General features: G+C 58.4%; 13 protein-coding genes. 10 read left to right on the top strand and 3 right to left on the bottom strand.

Going from position 1 to position 15,872, the window contains the following annotated elements:
* Positions 1-50 precede the first annotated feature (50 nt).
* Positions 51-650, bottom strand: coding sequence for a hypothetical protein (locus tag KI792_03855; protein ID MBV6632152.1), 600 nt, complete (start codon positions 648-650; stop codon positions 51-53).
* 471 nt (positions 651-1,121) lie between these two features.
* On the opposite strand from KI792_03855, the gene fliF reads away from it, so the two are divergent.
* From fliF to KI792_03805, 10 genes are all read left to right on the top strand, one after another.
* Positions 1,122-2,780 carry a flagellar M-ring protein FliF gene (gene fliF, locus KI792_03850; GenBank protein ID MBV6632151.1) on the top strand — a complete coding sequence of 553 codons (1,659 nt, stop codon included), beginning with the start codon at positions 1,122-1,124 and terminating at the stop codon, positions 2,778-2,780.
* 76 nt (positions 2,781-2,856) lie between these two features.
* Entirely contained in the window at positions 2,857-3,900 is a 1,044-nt protein-coding gene (fliG, locus tag KI792_03845; protein ID MBV6632150.1) for a flagellar motor switch protein FliG, read from the top strand.
* Positions 3,881-5,068, top strand: coding sequence for a hypothetical protein (locus KI792_03840; protein ID MBV6632149.1), 1,188 nt, complete (start codon positions 3,881-3,883; stop codon positions 5,066-5,068). Before fliG ends, KI792_03840 begins: the two co-directional genes overlap by 20 nt.
* 6 nt (positions 5,069-5,074) lie before the next feature.
* Positions 5,075-5,425: a flagellar motor switch protein FliN gene (fliN, locus tag KI792_03835; protein MBV6632148.1), complete on the top strand. Its 351-nt coding sequence runs from the start codon at positions 5,075-5,077 to the stop codon at positions 5,423-5,425.
* A 179-nt stretch (positions 5,426-5,604) separates the two neighbouring features.
* Positions 5,605-6,390: a MotA/TolQ/ExbB proton channel family protein gene (locus tag KI792_03830; protein ID MBV6632147.1), complete on the top strand. Its 786-nt coding sequence runs from the start codon at positions 5,605-5,607 to the stop codon at positions 6,388-6,390.
* A gap of 47 nt (positions 6,391-6,437) precedes the next feature.
* A complete protein-coding gene (locus tag KI792_03825) occupies positions 6,438-7,871 on the top strand; it encodes a sigma-54-dependent Fis family transcriptional regulator (protein ID MBV6632146.1) in 1,434 nt (477 codons plus the stop codon).
* Positions 7,872-7,901: 30 nt separating this feature from the next.
* The gene (gene flhA / locus KI792_03820; GenBank protein ID MBV6632145.1) at positions 7,902-10,037 is read left to right on the top strand and encodes a flagellar biosynthesis protein FlhA; all 2,136 of its coding nucleotides are present in this window, start codon (positions 7,902-7,904) and stop codon (positions 10,035-10,037) included.
* Positions 10,038-10,065: 28 nt separating this feature from the next.
* On the top strand, positions 10,066-11,271 hold the full coding sequence (locus tag KI792_03815; GenBank protein ID MBV6632144.1) for a hypothetical protein: 1,206 nt from the start codon (positions 10,066-10,068) through the stop codon (positions 11,269-11,271).
* A 112-nt stretch (positions 11,272-11,383) separates the two neighbouring features.
* A complete protein-coding gene (locus tag KI792_03810) occupies positions 11,384-13,396 on the top strand; it encodes a hypothetical protein (protein ID MBV6632143.1) in 2,013 nt (670 codons plus the stop codon).
* A gap of 51 nt (positions 13,397-13,447) precedes the next feature.
* On the top strand, positions 13,448-13,888 hold the full coding sequence (locus tag KI792_03805) for a hypothetical protein (GenBank protein ID MBV6632142.1): 441 nt from the start codon (positions 13,448-13,450) through the stop codon (positions 13,886-13,888).
* Positions 13,889-13,892: 4 nt separating this feature from the next.
* On the opposite strand, the gene KI792_03800 is transcribed toward KI792_03805, so the two are convergent.
* Together KI792_03800 and fliI are read right to left on the bottom strand one after the other, a co-directional pair.
* On the bottom strand, positions 13,893-14,318 hold the full coding sequence (locus KI792_03800) for a flagellar FliJ family protein (protein MBV6632141.1): 426 nt from the start codon (positions 14,316-14,318) through the stop codon (positions 13,893-13,895).
* A 16-nt stretch (positions 14,319-14,334) separates the two neighbouring features.
* Positions 14,335-15,855 (bottom strand): flagellar protein export ATPase FliI, encoded by a 1,521-nt coding sequence (gene fliI, locus KI792_03795; protein MBV6632140.1) that lies wholly within the window; start codon positions 15,853-15,855, stop codon positions 14,335-14,337.
* Positions 15,856-15,872 lie beyond the last annotated feature (17 nt).

Below are 15,872 nucleotides of genomic sequence, written 5' to 3'. Positions count from 1 at the left end.
CGATGGCTCCCCTTTTTCTTATCTCTGTATGACTGGCTATATAAGCGCCGCTAGCTCTCTGTCGCTAAGCTACGGATCTCGCCCTCGCCCACCGCATTGGCATCAGTGCCACCATTGGTGACATCACTAACACCGTTACTAGGGGCACCGCTGGTGACCTGAACAACCTCAGGGGCCGCTGGAGGTGCTGTCGTTTCTTCTGCAGGCGCCGGTGCTGCCGTAGCTGCAGCTGCCACCGTGGTTGGGGCCTCAGCATCTGGTGCCTCAACCGCTGGCGGTGGATCATTACCCTCTTGAAGCTCTTCGATCGCCTCCGCATTCTGTTCCTGCGCAGGCGAAACAGAGGCTACCGCAGCGTCAGCTGCCAGGTTGGCAATATCCTGCGGTGATAGGCCGATACCGGCGTCACGCTGGGCCAGTGTCTGTTCCGATGGGAACTGACGGGTCACCTCACCGGTCGCTGTATCCCGGAATTGGAACAGCACCAGGCTGGTATCCACATCAAGCTCAGCAACCGGGCTGATGAAGAAAACTTCGGCCAGATCATTAATGGCATTGTCTTGAATGTCGGCCGCCGGCGGACGCTCGATCTCGTTCGGCGGGTCAAAAGCGCGGACGGTACTCGCCGCGATGCTCAGACCATCACTCATCATGACCTCCTTTGATCACTAACCAGAATATAGGGTTTGTGACGAATAAGGTCAATGAAACCGGGGATTTCAGTCGTTTAACAAACGTTAATTTGATCAACGACTCGTTACGAAAAATCCACCTGCGCTACTGTTCCATCGAAACTAATGCTCAATTTGTGGCTCAGATTTTGCGTTTTGCTGAACCCGAAGAGCGAGCGAATCCGGTTAGAATCGGGAAAACGCAGCAGCTTTGACACGGTTTGGCAGACAGTCGCTTAGCCAGATAAAAACACTTGACCTTGCTAGGCAAAAACTGCCGCCTGTGGTATATGCAACCGTTAACGGGGACCGTAGTGACAAGCCTCTGCAATCAAAGACTTTGCGCTGAAAATGCCGGAACAGCCAGGCCGCTGACGGCATTGTTTGATCGTGATCTCGGCATGATGTTTGCAGAGCATCAGTGGGGCTTGGCAGAGGGCGGAATGGCACGTGAATAATTTCCTCGAAACACTGCGCAATCTTGGATTGCCGCGAATTGCTGTGCTGGTGGGTATCTCCGTCGGCCTGCTTATCTTCTTCCTTTATATCTCTACGCGCCTCGCGACGCCTGAGATGTCGCTGCTGTTCGATGATTTGCAGGCTGCTGACGCAGGCGCAATCACGCAGGAGCTGGATGCTGCCGGTGTCCCCTATCAAGTTAGCATCGACGGCCGCCGGATCATGGTGCCGAACGACCAGGTTGGCCGCCTGCGTATGCAGATGGCGCAAAATGGCCTGCCGACTGGCGGATCCGTTGGCTTCAGCCAACTCTTCGACGACCCACCTGGTTTGGGCGTTACGACAAAAGTTCTGAATATTAATGAGGTTCGTGCTCTCCAAGGTGAGTTGGAGATGACGATCAACTCAATGGAAGATATCCGCCGGGCCCGGGTTCACCTGGTTCTGCCCCAGCGCCGAATTTTTGAGCGTGACCGTCAGGACCCGCGCGCCAGTGTCTTTCTTGAGCTTGAGCAGGGCCGCAGCCTTGATCGCGAAGGCATTGCCGCCGTCCAACAAATCGTCGCGTTCTCTATACCTGATCTGGACCCAGCCAAGGTTGCGGTTAGCGATAGCCGTGGCCGCACCCTCGCTAGCCCCACCGACGCTAGCAGTATTGCCGGTGTACTGAATGAGGCTGATGAGCGGCGCCGCGCCCGTGAGCAGGAAATGATCCGCAAGATTGAAGATCAGATCTATCCGATGGTCGGCATTGGTAACGCGCAGGTTCAGCTGACCGCCGATCTCAACTTTGATCGGGTCAACCAGACCGAGGTTCTGATTGACCCCGAAACCCTGGTCGACCTTAGCTCCCAGACCGTTGAGGAAGAACGCCAGTCCAACGAGTTTGAAGGCCCAGAGCCGGTCACCGTTGAAGAGAACATCCCGAATGTTGACCCGGTAAGCGGTCCAAACGCCTCCGCCTTCACCAGCGAGACCCGGGCGGAAGAGACTATTAACCGTGAAGTGTCACGGACCGAGCGGATCACCGTCCGCGAGGTTGGCGAGATTCGTCGTCTCAACATCTCAATCCTGGTCGATGGCCGCTACGTTACCGATGCCGACGGTAATGAGGTTTATCAGCCTCGAACCGAACAAGATCTGCAGCTGATCGCTAATCTGGCCCGGGGCGCAGTCGGCTTCGATCAGTCACGTGGCGATACGATCGTTGTTGAAAACTTCCAGTTCGAGCGTGACCCACTACTGTTCCCCGAAGAAGCCTCTGGCATGATCTTCGGTATCCCAGTGGTTGAGCTTCGCCGCCTGGCGGAAATCCTAATCCTGGCGATGGTTGCGATCCTGGTGCTGCTGCTGATCGTCCGCCCGATGATCAACCGTCTGCTGACCCCAGCGCCAGCGGCAGCGGAAGGCCCATCGGATATCGGCCTCCTCACCGACCAAACCGGCGATATGCAGGCATTGCCTGGGCCTGATGGCGGAGGTGATCTGGGCGATGTGGAGAGCCAGCTAGAGCAGATGATTAATATCTCGCAGGTCGAGGGCCGGGTTCGCGCCTCCTCCCTTAAGAAGATCGGTGAGATTGTTGAGAAACATCCTGAGGAAGCCGTCTCGATTATTCGTAACTGGCTTTACGAAGGCAAAGAGGCATGATGGCAGGGTTCGCGCACCATATTGCCCCCCGTTGGGGTATCACGCGGCCTGACCTGACAAGCATTGGAGTGGGTTGATGTCGGAAGTTGCCACCGCCGAGGAAGGCCAACAAGAAGAGCAGATGAAGGAATTGACCGGCCCCGAGAAGGCCGCAATCCTCGTTTTGTCTCTGAGCGATGAGCACACAGCCTCCCTGCTGTCCTTTATGGATGATGAGGAGATCAAAGAGCTCTCCCAATACATGGCCAACCTAGGCTCCGTTCATTCGAGCCAGGTCGAAAAACTCTATATGGAGTTTGCCGAGAAGATCTCGGATACGGGCTCCCTCACCGGTTCTATCGAAAGCACTGAGCGGCTCCTCACCAAGGTCCTCGGCCCCGACAAGGTTTCCTCGATTATGGAGGAAATCCGCGGTCCGGCTGGCCGAACCATGTGGGACAAGCTGGGCAATGTGAACGAGCAGGTCCTGGCCAACTACTTGAAGAACGAGTACCCGCAGACCGTTGCGGTTGTCCTCTCCAAGATCCGCCCAGACCATGCCGCGCGGGTTATCGCCCTGCTGCCTGAGAGCTTCGCGATGGAAGTCATCATGCGGATGCTGCGGATGGAGAACGTTCAGAAAGAGGTTCTGGACGATGTCGAGCGTACGCTGCGTAACGAGTTCATGTCGAACCTGGCACGCGCAACCCGCCGCGACAGCCACGAGATGATGGCAGAGATCTTCAACTTCCTAGACCGTGCTTCCGAGGCTCGGTTCCTGGGTGCGTTGGAGGAGCGGAACCGCGACAGTGCCGAACGCATTAAAGCCCTCATGTTCACTTTCGAGGATCTCGGCAATCTGGACCCATCTGGCGTACAGACACTTATCCGTACGGTGGACAAGACAAAGCTTGCCCTCGCGATGAAGGGTGCCAGCGAGACCTTACGCGACCTCTTCTTCTCGAATATGTCTGAACGGGCGGCCAAAATCCTGCGTGAGGATATGCAGGCCATGGGCCCCGTACGCGTACGTGACGTGGATGATGCCCAGCAGGTGCTGGTGAACGCAGCGAAAGATCTGGCCGATAAGGGTGAGATCGTGATCGCTGACGGCAAAGGTGATGATCAGCTTGTCTACTGACGACACCACCGCGATGCTCGAAGCAGAGCCGGATGTAAAAGCATCCGCAGGCGATCAGGCACGCCCCACCCCTGGGGCGGCCAGCCTTGGTGTGCCGATCCAGAAGTTCATGTTCGACAACGCGATCTTCGATCCGCCGATCCCACCAACGGCAGAAGAACTCGCCGCGGCCGAGGCCAAGAGCGACGAACCGCCACCGCCACCGCCACCACCAGGTATCACCCGGGAAGAACTGCAGCGCGCACGCCAGGAAGCGTTCGCCGAAGGCATGGCAGCTGGATTGGCCCATGCCGAGACCGACGGCCAGGACCGCGCCGCACTCGCCTTGCAGCACATCGCCAAGATCGCCGACCACCTACTCGCCACGGACCAGCTAGCGCAAGCCAGTGCTGAACGGCAGATTATCGATGGCGTTATGGCCGTGGCTGAGAAGCTGGCCCCCATGCTTCATGAGGATGGCCGAATTAAGGAGATTGGCCGTTTTGCACGGGAGACCTTGCAGGCCCATGCCGATGAACGCGAGCTGCTGATTGCTGTGCCTACAGGCACCGCGCCACGGATTAAGAGTGAGCTGCGGTCAGTGATGGAATCCCGCGGCCTCACCGACCGGGTTAAAATCGTTGAGGATGAGAGCTTAGGCCCGGCTGACTGCCGCATGAATTGGGCTGATGGCGGTGCCAACCGTATGTTGGATCGTATCTGGAGTGCCGTTGAAAATGCCGCTGGCCAAGCGCTTGCCGCACAGGGAATTGGCACACCAAAGGTTGGGGCTGACCATGAGGGCGATGCGGAAGGCCAGCTAGCTGATCCCGGCCCCGCACCTGCTGGATTTATTGATCCCGAACCAACACCGACGCCGGCACCACCAGCGTTTGAGGCCCTGCCCGACTGGCTGGAACAGGCAATCGCGGCCGAGCCATCCCATATCGTGCGGGAGTTAGGCTTCGACCCAACTGCCCCTACAGTCGATGAAGACGCGAGTGCGCCCCCAGCTGAGCACGAGGCGGCCGTGACTGAACCAGATGCGGCACAGCCAGCCGATCCCATCGCTGATCAAGCGATTGAGGAGGCTACCGTCGTAGAACAAACCATTGATGAAACTAACCAAACTGATGCTGTTGTAACGGATGCCGATCCTCAGCCTGAGGATGAAGGCACCAAGGAGTAGAAGACGATGTCTGATGAAAATGATTTGGCACTCCAGGATTTGGAGACCGTAACCCAGGCACTCGACGAGCATATGGGTAGCGGCAGCAGCATGGATGAGCAGCAAGCCAAAGAGCTTGATGCAATCTATGACATCCCGGTGCAGATCTCTGCCGTGCTGGGTAAGTCATCCATGCAGGTTAGCCAGCTGTTGAAACTAGGCCGTGGCGCGGTTGTGGAACTGGACCGGAAGGTCGGTGAACCAATCGACATCTATGTGAACAACCGCCTGGTTGCCCGTGGTGAAGTTGTGGTGGTGGAAGACCGCCTCGGCGTAACCATGACAGAGATCATCAAATCGGATCGCGCCTCCTCCTGAGCTGGGGAGTGCGTGACCACCTCTCTCGCCAGCGCCCGAGAAGCGGCCGCCGGTTACTAGCGCGACAATACTGATCGTGTGGGACGATCATCGAAGCATCTATCGCCCTGCCATAAGCCCGAATTCAGCTGGCTTTCCGTGGCAGGGATTTAAGGACAATCTGGGGGCATTGGTCTTCTATGACCGAACGTAGAACAATCGACCTAACAACGGTCTTAGGCTTGGTGATTGCCTTTGGCTTGATCCTGGCTGCAATCATGGTTGGCGGCTCTCTTGGCTCGTTCTTCAACCTGCCATCGGTGCTGATCGTGGTGCTGGGCACCATGGCCGTGACCGCCGTTTCCTTTGCGGGTAGCGAACTCAAGGTCACGCCGACACTGGTCAACAACGCGGTGTTCCGCACGATCAGCGACCCGGTTGTGATCGGCACCCAGATGATTGAACTGTCAGAGTTGGCGCGCCGTAACGGCCCCCTTGCGTTGGAACAGCGTCTACCCGAACTTCAGGGCAATCGTTTCCTGTTCAAGGCAATCGGCCTCATCGTCGATGGCATCCCCGGTGACGATATTGAGCAAGTCCTCAGCAGTGAGATCAGCGCTGATTTCGCCCGTAACCAACGGGCTATTTCGATCATCAAACGCTCAGCCGAGGTGGCGCCCGCCATGGGCCTAATCGGTACGCTGGTTGGTCTGGTGCAGATGCTTGCGAACCTGGAAGATCCCTCAACCATTGGCCCGGCGATGGCGGTTGCGTTGTTGACCACCTTCTATGGCGCGGTCCTCGGCACCATGATGCTGACCCCACTCGCCGGGAAGCTTGAGCGCAATGCCAATGAAGAGAACTTAACCAAGCGGATTTACGCTGTTGGTGCCGCCTCCATCGCCCGGCAGGAAAACCCACGCCGGTTGGAGATGCTGCTCAACACCATCCTGCCACCTGAAAAACGCATCAACTACTTCGAGTAATCGGAACCAGACCTGGCTGGTGAGCCGGGGAAGCTAGCGGAATACCCATGCGCCTATTGATCGTCGCCAAATTGGAAGGTCCCATCAGCGAAGCCGCGCAGATGGCGATGAAGCGTGGGGCAAAGGTGGCGCAAACCGACACGGTTGATCAGGCCCTGGCCGCTCTTCGCGGTAAGCAAAGCGCAGATCTAGTCATGGTCGATGTGGACCTGGAAGTGGCACGGCTGGTCAAAAGCTTGGAGACTGAGCGGATCAGCACCACCGTGGTTGCGTGCGGTGTTGGCACTGATGCCCAGGCCGCCGTACGGGCAATCCGCGCCGGTGCGCAGGAATACGTTCCGCTGCCCCCGAATGCCGACCTAATCGCCGCTATACTTGAAGCTGCAGTGGCTGAGGATCATCAGATTGTCAGCCGTGACCCAGCCATGGCCGCAGTTCTGAAACTTGCCGATCAGGTTGCCCCCTCAGATGCGAGCGTCCTGATCACCGGTGAGAGTGGAACGGGTAAAGAGCTGATGGCCCGCTATGTCCACCGCAAGTCAAAGCGGAAGGACAAAACCTTCGTATCTCTGAACTGTGCAGCGATCCCTGATAACCTCTTGGAATCTGAGCTATTTGGCCATGAGAAGGGTGCCTTTACCGGTGCTGTGGCCCGGCGGATTGGTAAGTTTGAAGAGGCCGATGGCGGCACACTGTTCCTGGATGAGATTTCCGAGATGGATCTGCGCCTCCAGGCCAAGCTGCTGCGCGCTATTCAGGAACGGGTAATTGACCGGGTTGGTGGCAATAAACCAATCCCAGTTGATATCCGGATCGTTGCCACCAGTAACCGGAATATGGAGCAATCCGTCCGTGACGGTGATTTCCGGGAAGATCTCTACTTCCGTCTGAATGTCTTAAACCTCGCCCTGCCCTCACTTCGTGAACGGCCACAGGACATTATGCTCATCGCGGAGCATTTCGTTGCGAAGTACAGCGAAGCAAATGGCCTTCCGGTAAAACCGATCAGCGCTGCCGCCAAGGCGCAGCTTGAGGCCCATCACTGGCGCGGCAATGTACGCGAGCTGGAAAACACCATGCACCGTGCGGTGTTGCTGACCACCGGTGACGAGATTGGTCCAGAGGCTGTCATGCTAAGCAGCAGCATCTTGGCCCCGGCCGATACCCAAGCAACCGCCCTCGGCCAAAGTGCCGCGAGCGTTGCCGCAAAGTCAGCTGCGGATACACCTAGCACTGCCCCCGCCACCACCGATGAGGGGGGCGACGCGGCCAGCGGCACCGGTGGTTTGGTCGGCCGTACCGTTGCCGAGGTTGAACGTGACCTAATCTTAGACACGCTCAGTCACACACTTGGGAACAGAACTCATGCCGCTAACATCTTGGGCATCTCAATCCGGACGCTACGTAACAAGCTGAAGCAATATGCCGATGATGGGGTCAACATCCCGGCACCCGGCGATGCAGATCAGGTGGCAGGCTAAGATGAGCGCGAGCTGGAGTAAGAGAACAGCATGACGGACCAAAGTAACCAGGCGCCTCCGGGCGGTGGTGGCTTGCCCGCCAATCTGCCAAGCCTGGCCGACATCAATAAGTCCGTTCGCGGCTATATGCGGGGCGATATCGCCCTGGCACTCGGTGTTGTCTGCATCCTCGTGGTGCTGATCTTGCCGATGCCGAAATGGTTGATGGATGCAAGCCTGGCGCTTTCCATCACCTTTTCAGTGCTGATCTTGATGACCGTTCTGTTCATTGAGAAGCCGCTGGAATTCAGCTCATTCCCGTCGATCTTGCTGATCGCAACTATGTTGCGATTATCGCTAAACCTAGCCTCTACAAGGCTTATTTTGGCTAATGGTCACGAGGGAACTGACGCCGCGGGACAGGTGATTGAAGCCTTCGGCCAGTTTGTGATGGGCGGTAATTTCGTCATCGGGATTATCGTTTTTGGCATCCTGGTACTGGTGAACTTTATCGTTATCACCAAGGGTTCAGGCCGTATCGCAGAGGTCGCGGCCCGCTTCACCCTTGATGCAATGCCTGGCAAGCAGATGGCCATCGACGCCGATCTGTCTGCTGGCCTTATCGATGAAGACACCGCCCGCACCCGCCGGAAAGAACTGGAAGATGAGAGCACCTTCTTCGGCGCCATGGACGGTGCTGCGAAGTTCGTTCGCGGTGATGCGATTGCCGGCCTGCTGATTGTCTTCATCAACATCATCGGCGGTATCATTATTGGTGTTGCCCAGCAGGACATGACCTTTGGTGAGGCTGGCAACAACTACACCCTGCTCACCGTTGGTGATGGCCTGGTTAGCCAGATCCCATCGCTGATCGTCTCTGTTGCTGCTGGTATGCTGGTCTCTAAAGCTGGTGTCAGTGGTTCAGCTGACAAGGCAGTCTTTGGCCAGCTTAGCGCCTATCCAAATGCCCTTGGGCTAAGCTCCATTCTCATGGTCTCCATGGCACTGCTGCCTGGCATTCCAATGGCGCCATTCCTGGGCCTGGCTGCTGCAACCGGCGGTGCGGCCTATATGATAAGTAGGCGACAGGTAACCGTCGAAACCGAACAAGAGATAGAGGCACAAGAAGCGGCCGCAGCCGCACCTATTGCTGAAGAGCCCATCTCGGCAACCCTGGCAATTGATAGCATCCGCCTGGAGCTTGGCTATGGCCTGCTAACCCTGATGAACCAGGCCGAAGGCAGCCGCCTAACCGACCAAATCCGGGGTCTGCGCCGCCAGTTGGCGAGTGAAATGGGTTTCGTCCTACCCCCGGTGCGTATTCAGGATAACCTGCAGCTGCCAGCAACAGGCTACGTTATCCGGGTGAAGGAGATCGATGGCGGCAGCGGTGAAATCATGCCGAACATGCTGCTTTGTATGGATCCAAAGGGCGATAAGATTGCCCTGCCTGGTCAAGAAACGACCGAGCCTACCTTCGGCTTGCCGGCCATGTGGATTGACCAGCAGCACCGCGAAGAAGCGATGTTCAAGGGCTATACCGTCGTTGATCCATCCACCGTGATCACCACCCACCTGACCGAGGTGGTGAAGGACAACATGTCCGAGCTTCTGTCCTACGCTGAGACGCAGAAGCTGCTGGATGAGATGCCACGCGAACACCAGAAGCTGGTCGCAGATGTTGTGCCAACTCAGATCACCATTGGTGGACTGCAACGGGTTCTGCAGAACCTGATTGGAGAGCGTATCTCGGTCCGCGATATGCCGGGCATCCTAGAGGGTGTGGCCGAGGCGAGCGCCTTTACCCGCAACCTGACGATGATTACCGAGCATGTGCGTACCCGCCTCTCCCGTCAGCTGTCTGAAGTGAACAGCAACATGCAGGGCGTTCTGCCGCTGGTCACCCTGTCCCCTGAATGGGAACAGGCGTTCCAAGAGAGCTTAATCGGTCAGGATGATGAGAAGCAGCTGTCCATGGCGCCAACCAAGCTGCAAGAGTTCATCTCTGCGGTGCGTGAAGCCTATGAGCGGCATGCCATGATGGGCGAAACCCCGGTGCTGCTTACCAGCCCACAGGTTCGCCCCTATGTCCGATCGATTGTTGAGCGGTTCCGCCCGGCAACCGTCGTGATGTCCCAAAACGAAGTGCACCCGAAAGCCAAGATCAAAACCCTTGGCCAAATCTAACGGCACCAAAACTCAGCACCGCTAACCTATGCGCATTAAGTCCTTCACCGCGCCCTCGATGGCCGAAGCCATGGTCCTTGTGAAAGAGGCGCTGGGTGAGGATGCGATCATTGTCTCCACCCGTGAGCAGGAGGGGGCGTTCCGGGTTACGGCCGCCCTCGATGATGGCGGCGATGACGGTTATGAGGTTGGGCCTGATCTGTCTGACCCTGGCGCCCTGCGTGATGCCGAAGAACTGGCAGATTACGAAGACGAGGAAGATGACGAGGAAACCGTCGACCTCGACAATATGCTGCTGACACCAGATAGCCTGCCGGATACCGATGATGAGGCAGCCTATGGCGATGATGACGACGAGGAAGCAGAGCCACGCCGCGATGTAGCGGAGAGCCGCCCGGTCCCCGATTGGGCCAAACCGCAGGGTGAGCCTGAGTTTGTCCACCAGCTGGCCGATAGCAGCTACTCACTCCTAATCGACCATGGCACGCCGCGTCGCCTGGCCCATGCGATTGGCGATCATATCGATGAAGAGCTTGGCCTGGTCCGCGACCGGCAGGAGATGGAGCCTGGCATCCTTGAGGCGCTAGCCCATGGTATTCGCCGCCAATTCTCGTTCCAGACCCCAGCTGAGCTTTGGACTGAACGCCCCCTACTAATGGTCGGGCCCCATGGCAGTGGCAAAACCCTAGCACTCGCCAAGATGGCCGCACGGGCTGTGCTACGCGGCGTGAAGCCAGTGGTGATCACCACCGATGTTGTGCGAGCTGGGGCCATTGAGCAGTTAGCCGCCTTTACCCGGATTATGGATATCGAGCTTAAAACCGCCGATGAACCCCATAGCCTGCATCAACTGATCGATGAGTTACCCGAGGGGCGTCACCAGGTCTTGATTGATACCGCCGCTGTTAACCCGTTTGACCAGGAAGCCGTCGACCTGCTGGGCGAGATGGTAAGCCAGGCAAAGGCTGAACCACTTATTGTGCTGGCGGCCGGTACCGATGCGGTTGAAGCGGGAACGATTGCCACCTCATTACGGGCGATTGGGGCCCGCCATTTGATTGCGACGCGGCTTGATGCTGCGACAAGATTCGGCAGTTTGCTTGCCGCTGCGGACCTTGGCAGGTTACACTTTTCGTATCTGGGGCGCTCAACGAGCGTCACGGCCGGCTTGCAGGAAGCACAGCCGGAAACGCTGGCGGAATTGCTAGCGGCCAAGGGCGGCCTGTCCCGATAGTGATGAAACGGGCCGTGGGTGGCAGAAAACCACCGCCTAGGCCACATGTACGGCAACGATTGCTCGCGTTAATTGGCCCTTTAATCAGGGTTTTAAGGAGTGTTGGGTTGCCATGTCCGATGCGTTACCAATTTCAGGCTTAGTACCGACCGGTGCCCGGGGCACTGGCACGGGCGCACAGCCTGGTCAGCCCATCGTGTTGGGCACGGTGACGATTGAACAGCTACCAAGCAATCTGCAGTCTCTGAACCGGCAAGTCCTACTCTCAGGTCAGCTTCAGCCAACGAACACACCAAGTGGCCAGGGACAGGGCACGAACGCCGCCACTGGAGCAACAACAGGTGCCGCAGGTGGGGTACCCGTTGATGGCGATGGTGATGCGGGCACGCTATTCCGCCTTGCGACCTCCTCTGGTGATGTACTGATCCGCAGTAGCCTAGGCCTTCGCCCCGGACAGAATTTCCTTCTACAAGTGCCGGCAGGTAATCCACCGCGTGGCGCGGTGCTGCTGACCGCTGGCAACCAACCAGGCGCCACAGGTGCTTCTGGCGGTGCCACTGCCGCACCACCTGCGGCGACCGCGCCCGTGGCACCGGCGGCACCAACATTGCCGTCGGTTACGCCACTGCCGCCGCTGCAAGCTGGTTTGACCACCACGGCCCAGGTTTTACCGGGTGCCAATGTCGGCACCCCAAGCACCACGGCCCAGGCCCTGCCACCGGGACAAGGCACAGCCCCAGCGCCACAGCCAACTACGGCCCCAACGGCACAACCGTCAGCTTCGGCATCAGCCGCGCCGCCAGCACCGGCGCCCAGTGCCGCGCTGCCGAACAATATTGCCACCACCTTGCTGGCGAGCCTGTTGAGTGACGCCAACCCCAACAGCCCAACAGCCCGGGCCCTTGGCGGTGCACCGACGACGCCGACGGCCCAACCAACAACCAATGTGCCGAGCAATGCGCCCCAGACTGGCTCGGCAAGCAACACCGCCCCGTCGCCATCGGCTAATGCGTCGGCATCATCGACCGCGGCGCCAGCGAGTGCCACGACGGCAAGCGCTCAAGCAGCACCGGCGCCTTCGACGGCGCCACCCGCCTTCCCGCAGGCAAATAATCTGGGCGATATCCGAATTCTATCGATCACCCGCCCTGGTGAGGTCGCACCACCAGCACCGACCGGCAGCAGCAGCGGCAGTATCTTTAGTGCAAGTGTTCTGCAGAGCAGTGCGGACGGCCCAACCCTGCTACGGCTTGGCCAGCAAGTTCTGCTGCTGCAGGCACGCGGAGAGTTACCAGTGGGTAGTCGGGTTACCCTGGCCCTGCCGGGCGGGCCGCCACAGCTGGATATTGGGGTGCCACGGGACCCATTTGTCGCCGGTGGTCGTTGGCAATCATTGGAGCAGGCCAGCACCTTCCTGCAAACCGTAAACCCAACAGCGGCCCAGGCGCTTAACACAGTGGTTCCGCAGATTGGTGCAGCCAATCTGGGTACTACCTTAGTGTTCTTTATGGCCGCCCTCCGCCTTGGTGATGTTCGTGCCTGGCTTGGCGAAGGCACGATGCGCAGCCTGGAACGGTTCGGCAATAAGGAGCTGATGGGCAAAATCAGTGATGAATTTGGCCGCCTCGCTGGCAGGTCGGAAGAAGTCCTACCAGGCAACTGGCGGCCGATGACCGTTCCCCTCGCCCATCAGGGCCAGGTTGGGCTGATCGATTTCTATTTCCGGCCAATTGATCCGGATGGCGGCCGGGATCAGGAGGACACCGGTGACGATGCCCCCGGTGATGGCCAGAACACCGGTGGCACCCGCTTCCTGATCGATATGGATATGTCGCAGCTAGGCCGGATGCAGATTGATGGCCTGGCACAATCGGGGCGTATCGATGTCATCCTCCGCTCCCAAACCACCTTCCCCACCGATATGCGGCAGGAGTTGCAGGGTTTGTTCCGGGATGTGCTCGATGCGCGCAGCCTCGAGGGTGGCGTTACCTTCCGCCACAATGGTGAGGGCTGGATCAAACTGGCCCAACATGGCAAACCATCAAGCATCCCAAACCTTGATGCGCTGGGAATTGCCGGTTTTCGTGGGGCTGGCGGTGATGGCGGGAAGCCCGTCGTCGCCTAACCCCAACCAACACTTGGTTGGCCGTCCAGCGCACCCCACATAGTGACCATGATGAACAGCGATACGCCCCAACCCGCCTATCTCAATTCTGAGACCGTCCGCAGTCGTCGAGCCCTAATCAACTGCCGCACATCACCAGCGACAGGCCATGATTACCTTGTCGATCTAAAGGTAAAGCTGCAGGCCCATGATCGGTCCAGCCCGTATCACCTGACGATCCGCTATGTCCCAGATCGTGACCTGCTAGATGATCAAGAGATGCGTGAGTATTGGCGCTTTATTGAGGCGGCGGAATGGCCCTCGCTGCCGGCCCTCGCCATTAGTGTGCTTGAGGATCTGAATAACGAGATGATCCCACGTTGGCTTCAGGTGCAGCTGCGCGACCCACTGACCAGCGACTATCAGGAAGGTTCGATGGTCACGATTGAGGATAAGCAGCCCGGTTGGCACAACCAGCAGATGCTAGCCCGCATCTCACCAGTGACCTTCTAAAGCCTTAACCATCGCCCTTACGGCGGGCAAACCCCTCAATTGCGATATCATCGAGCTCAATTGTCTCAAGCCGCTGCTGTTCTGCTTCTTCGGCGGCTTCCAGCTCTTCCTGGGCTAACTCGAATTTCTTTAACTCTTGGAAGGCGAGGCGAACCTCTTCGGTCTTAGCTTCTATCTGCTGTTCGACCGAGGCACGGGCTGCGCTGTATTCCTGGCGCTTAATAATCATGCCCTCGGTGTAATTGCCGAAACCGGCAGCGGCGATGAAGTCGGTTTCTTCGATCGCCTCCTGTTCACGCTCATACTCCGCTGCAAGGCGTGCGAGTTCCTCATCAATTCGGTTGAGGGCGGCGTTTAGCTGGCCGAGCTGCCGCCGCTGTTCATCCAGCGCCCATTTGCGAATGCGGATCAGGGCTTTGTAATCGGCCATGATGAACGCCTAGGGATCAGTTGCTAGCGGGATCTTGCTGGGCCATCGCGGCCACCTGGCGGCGCTGCATCCGCGTGGCGCGGATATCGGCCACTGGATCGGCGGGTATAGCCTCACCCTGCCCAGGCTGTGGCGGCTCTAAGCCCTCAGGCGTGAGTTCTGTGGCTGGGGCTTCGCCATCCAAAACGGCCCTGCCAGCCCCCTCGCCATAGGTGGTGCCAAGCACGCCGGCGAGCAGCTCATACCCACGCTCAAGATCGGTTGGGTCACCCTTATTCTGGCGGATGAAATCCTCAATACCGGGGTAGAGGTCAATCGCCAGATCTACCTCGGGGTCACTGCCCTTACGATAGGCACCAAGGCGGATCAGCTCAGCCATATTCTCATAGGATGAGACAAGGCGCTTAGCATTGGAGACCAGGTCATTCTGCGCCGGGGTATTACAATCCGGCATGGTCCGTGAGACCGAGCGAAGGACGTTAATCGCTGGATAACGACCACGTTCAGCAATCTCACGGTCGAGCATGATGTGACCATCGATAATGCCGCGCACGGCGTCGGCAATCGGTTCGTTATGGTCGTCCCCCTCAACCAGGACGGAGAATAGGCCGGTGATACTACCGTCACTCTCGCCTGGCCCTGCCCGCTCTAGCAGCTTGGCCAGCTCTGAGAAGGTGGTGGGTGGATAGCCTTTGGAGGTTGGTGGCTCGCCAGCCGACAAACCAATCTCACGCTGGGCCATGGCAAAGCGGGTAACACTATCCATCAGGCACAAAACGTCGAGGCCCTGATCGCGAAAATACTCACACACCGAAAGGGTGGTATAGGCCGCCTGACGGCGCATTACCGCTGGTTCATCGGAGGTGGCGACCACAACAACCGCACGCTTCAAGCCCTCTGGGCCCAAATCATCCTCAATAAACTCCTGCACCTCGCGGCCACGCTCACCGACCAGGCCGATAACGATGACATCGGCATTGGTCTCCCGGGCCATCATGGATAGCAGGGTCGACTTACCAACACCGGAACCGGAGAAGATGCCCATCCGCTGCCCACGGCAGCAGGTCAGGAAGGTGTTGATCCCACGCACACCCACATCGATCTTATCGCCAATGCGTTGACGGGCATGGGCTGGTGGTGGGTTGTTTCGGAATGGGATGCCGACCACGCCCTCAGGCAGTGCACCAGCACCATCGACCGGCTGCCCCATGGCGTTAATGATCCGGCCTAGCCATTGATCAGACGGATAGATCAGCGGCACATCGTGGCTAACCTCAACCTGACAGCCGAGGCCAATCCCCTCCAACGCACCATAGGCCAGCATCAGGGCCTTGCGCTCGCGGAAGCCGACCACCTCAGCGGGGACGATACGGCCATCTCTCGCCTCAATATCGCAACGGCTACCGATGGCGAGGGCATGCTGGATGCCCGCCACCTCAACCACCATGCCCAAAATCGCCGTGACGCGACCGTACTCACGGACTGCATCGGCGTTCTCAAGAGCGTGTTTGAAGCTATCGATTAAGGGATCTGACATTTTTTTCCGCATGCATA

Source organism: Alphaproteobacteria bacterium SS10 (assembly GCA_019192455.1).
Lineage (GTDB): Bacteria > Pseudomonadota > Alphaproteobacteria > TMED2 > TMED2 > TMED2.
Note: the sequence above shows the minus strand (reverse complement) of the source record. Positions and strands in the feature narration are given on the sequence as shown.

What these genes read in the sequence shown, in the direction of transcription:
- KI792_03855 (MBV6632152.1), bottom strand. Translation starts at nt 650, where the DNA reads ATGAGTGATGGTCTGAGCATCGCGGCGAGTACCGTCCGCGCTTTTGAC.
- fliG (MBV6632150.1), top strand. Translation starts at nt 2,857, where the DNA reads ATGTCGGAAGTTGCCACCGCCGAGGAAGGCCAACAAGAAGAGCAGATG.
- KI792_03840 (MBV6632149.1), top strand. Translation starts at nt 3,881, where the DNA reads ATGATCAGCTTGTCTACTGACGACACCACCGCGATGCTCGAAGCAGAG.
- fliN (MBV6632148.1), top strand. Translation starts at nt 5,075, where the DNA reads ATGTCTGATGAAAATGATTTGGCACTCCAGGATTTGGAGACCGTAACC.
- KI792_03830 (MBV6632147.1), top strand. Translation starts at nt 5,605, where the DNA reads ATGACCGAACGTAGAACAATCGACCTAACAACGGTCTTAGGCTTGGTG.
- KI792_03825 (MBV6632146.1), top strand. Translation starts at nt 6,438, where the DNA reads ATGCGCCTATTGATCGTCGCCAAATTGGAAGGTCCCATCAGCGAAGCC.
- flhA (MBV6632145.1), top strand. Translation starts at nt 7,902, where the DNA reads ATGACGGACCAAAGTAACCAGGCGCCTCCGGGCGGTGGTGGCTTGCCC.
- KI792_03815 (MBV6632144.1), top strand. Translation starts at nt 10,066, where the DNA reads ATGCGCATTAAGTCCTTCACCGCGCCCTCGATGGCCGAAGCCATGGTC.
- KI792_03810 (MBV6632143.1), top strand. Translation starts at nt 11,384, where the DNA reads ATGTCCGATGCGTTACCAATTTCAGGCTTAGTACCGACCGGTGCCCGG.
- KI792_03805 (MBV6632142.1), top strand. Translation starts at nt 13,448, where the DNA reads ATGAACAGCGATACGCCCCAACCCGCCTATCTCAATTCTGAGACCGTC.
- KI792_03800 (MBV6632141.1), bottom strand. Translation starts at nt 14,318, where the DNA reads ATGGCCGATTACAAAGCCCTGATCCGCATTCGCAAATGGGCGCTGGAT.
- fliI (MBV6632140.1), bottom strand. Translation starts at nt 15,855, where the DNA reads ATGTCAGATCCCTTAATCGATAGCTTCAAACACGCTCTTGAGAACGCC.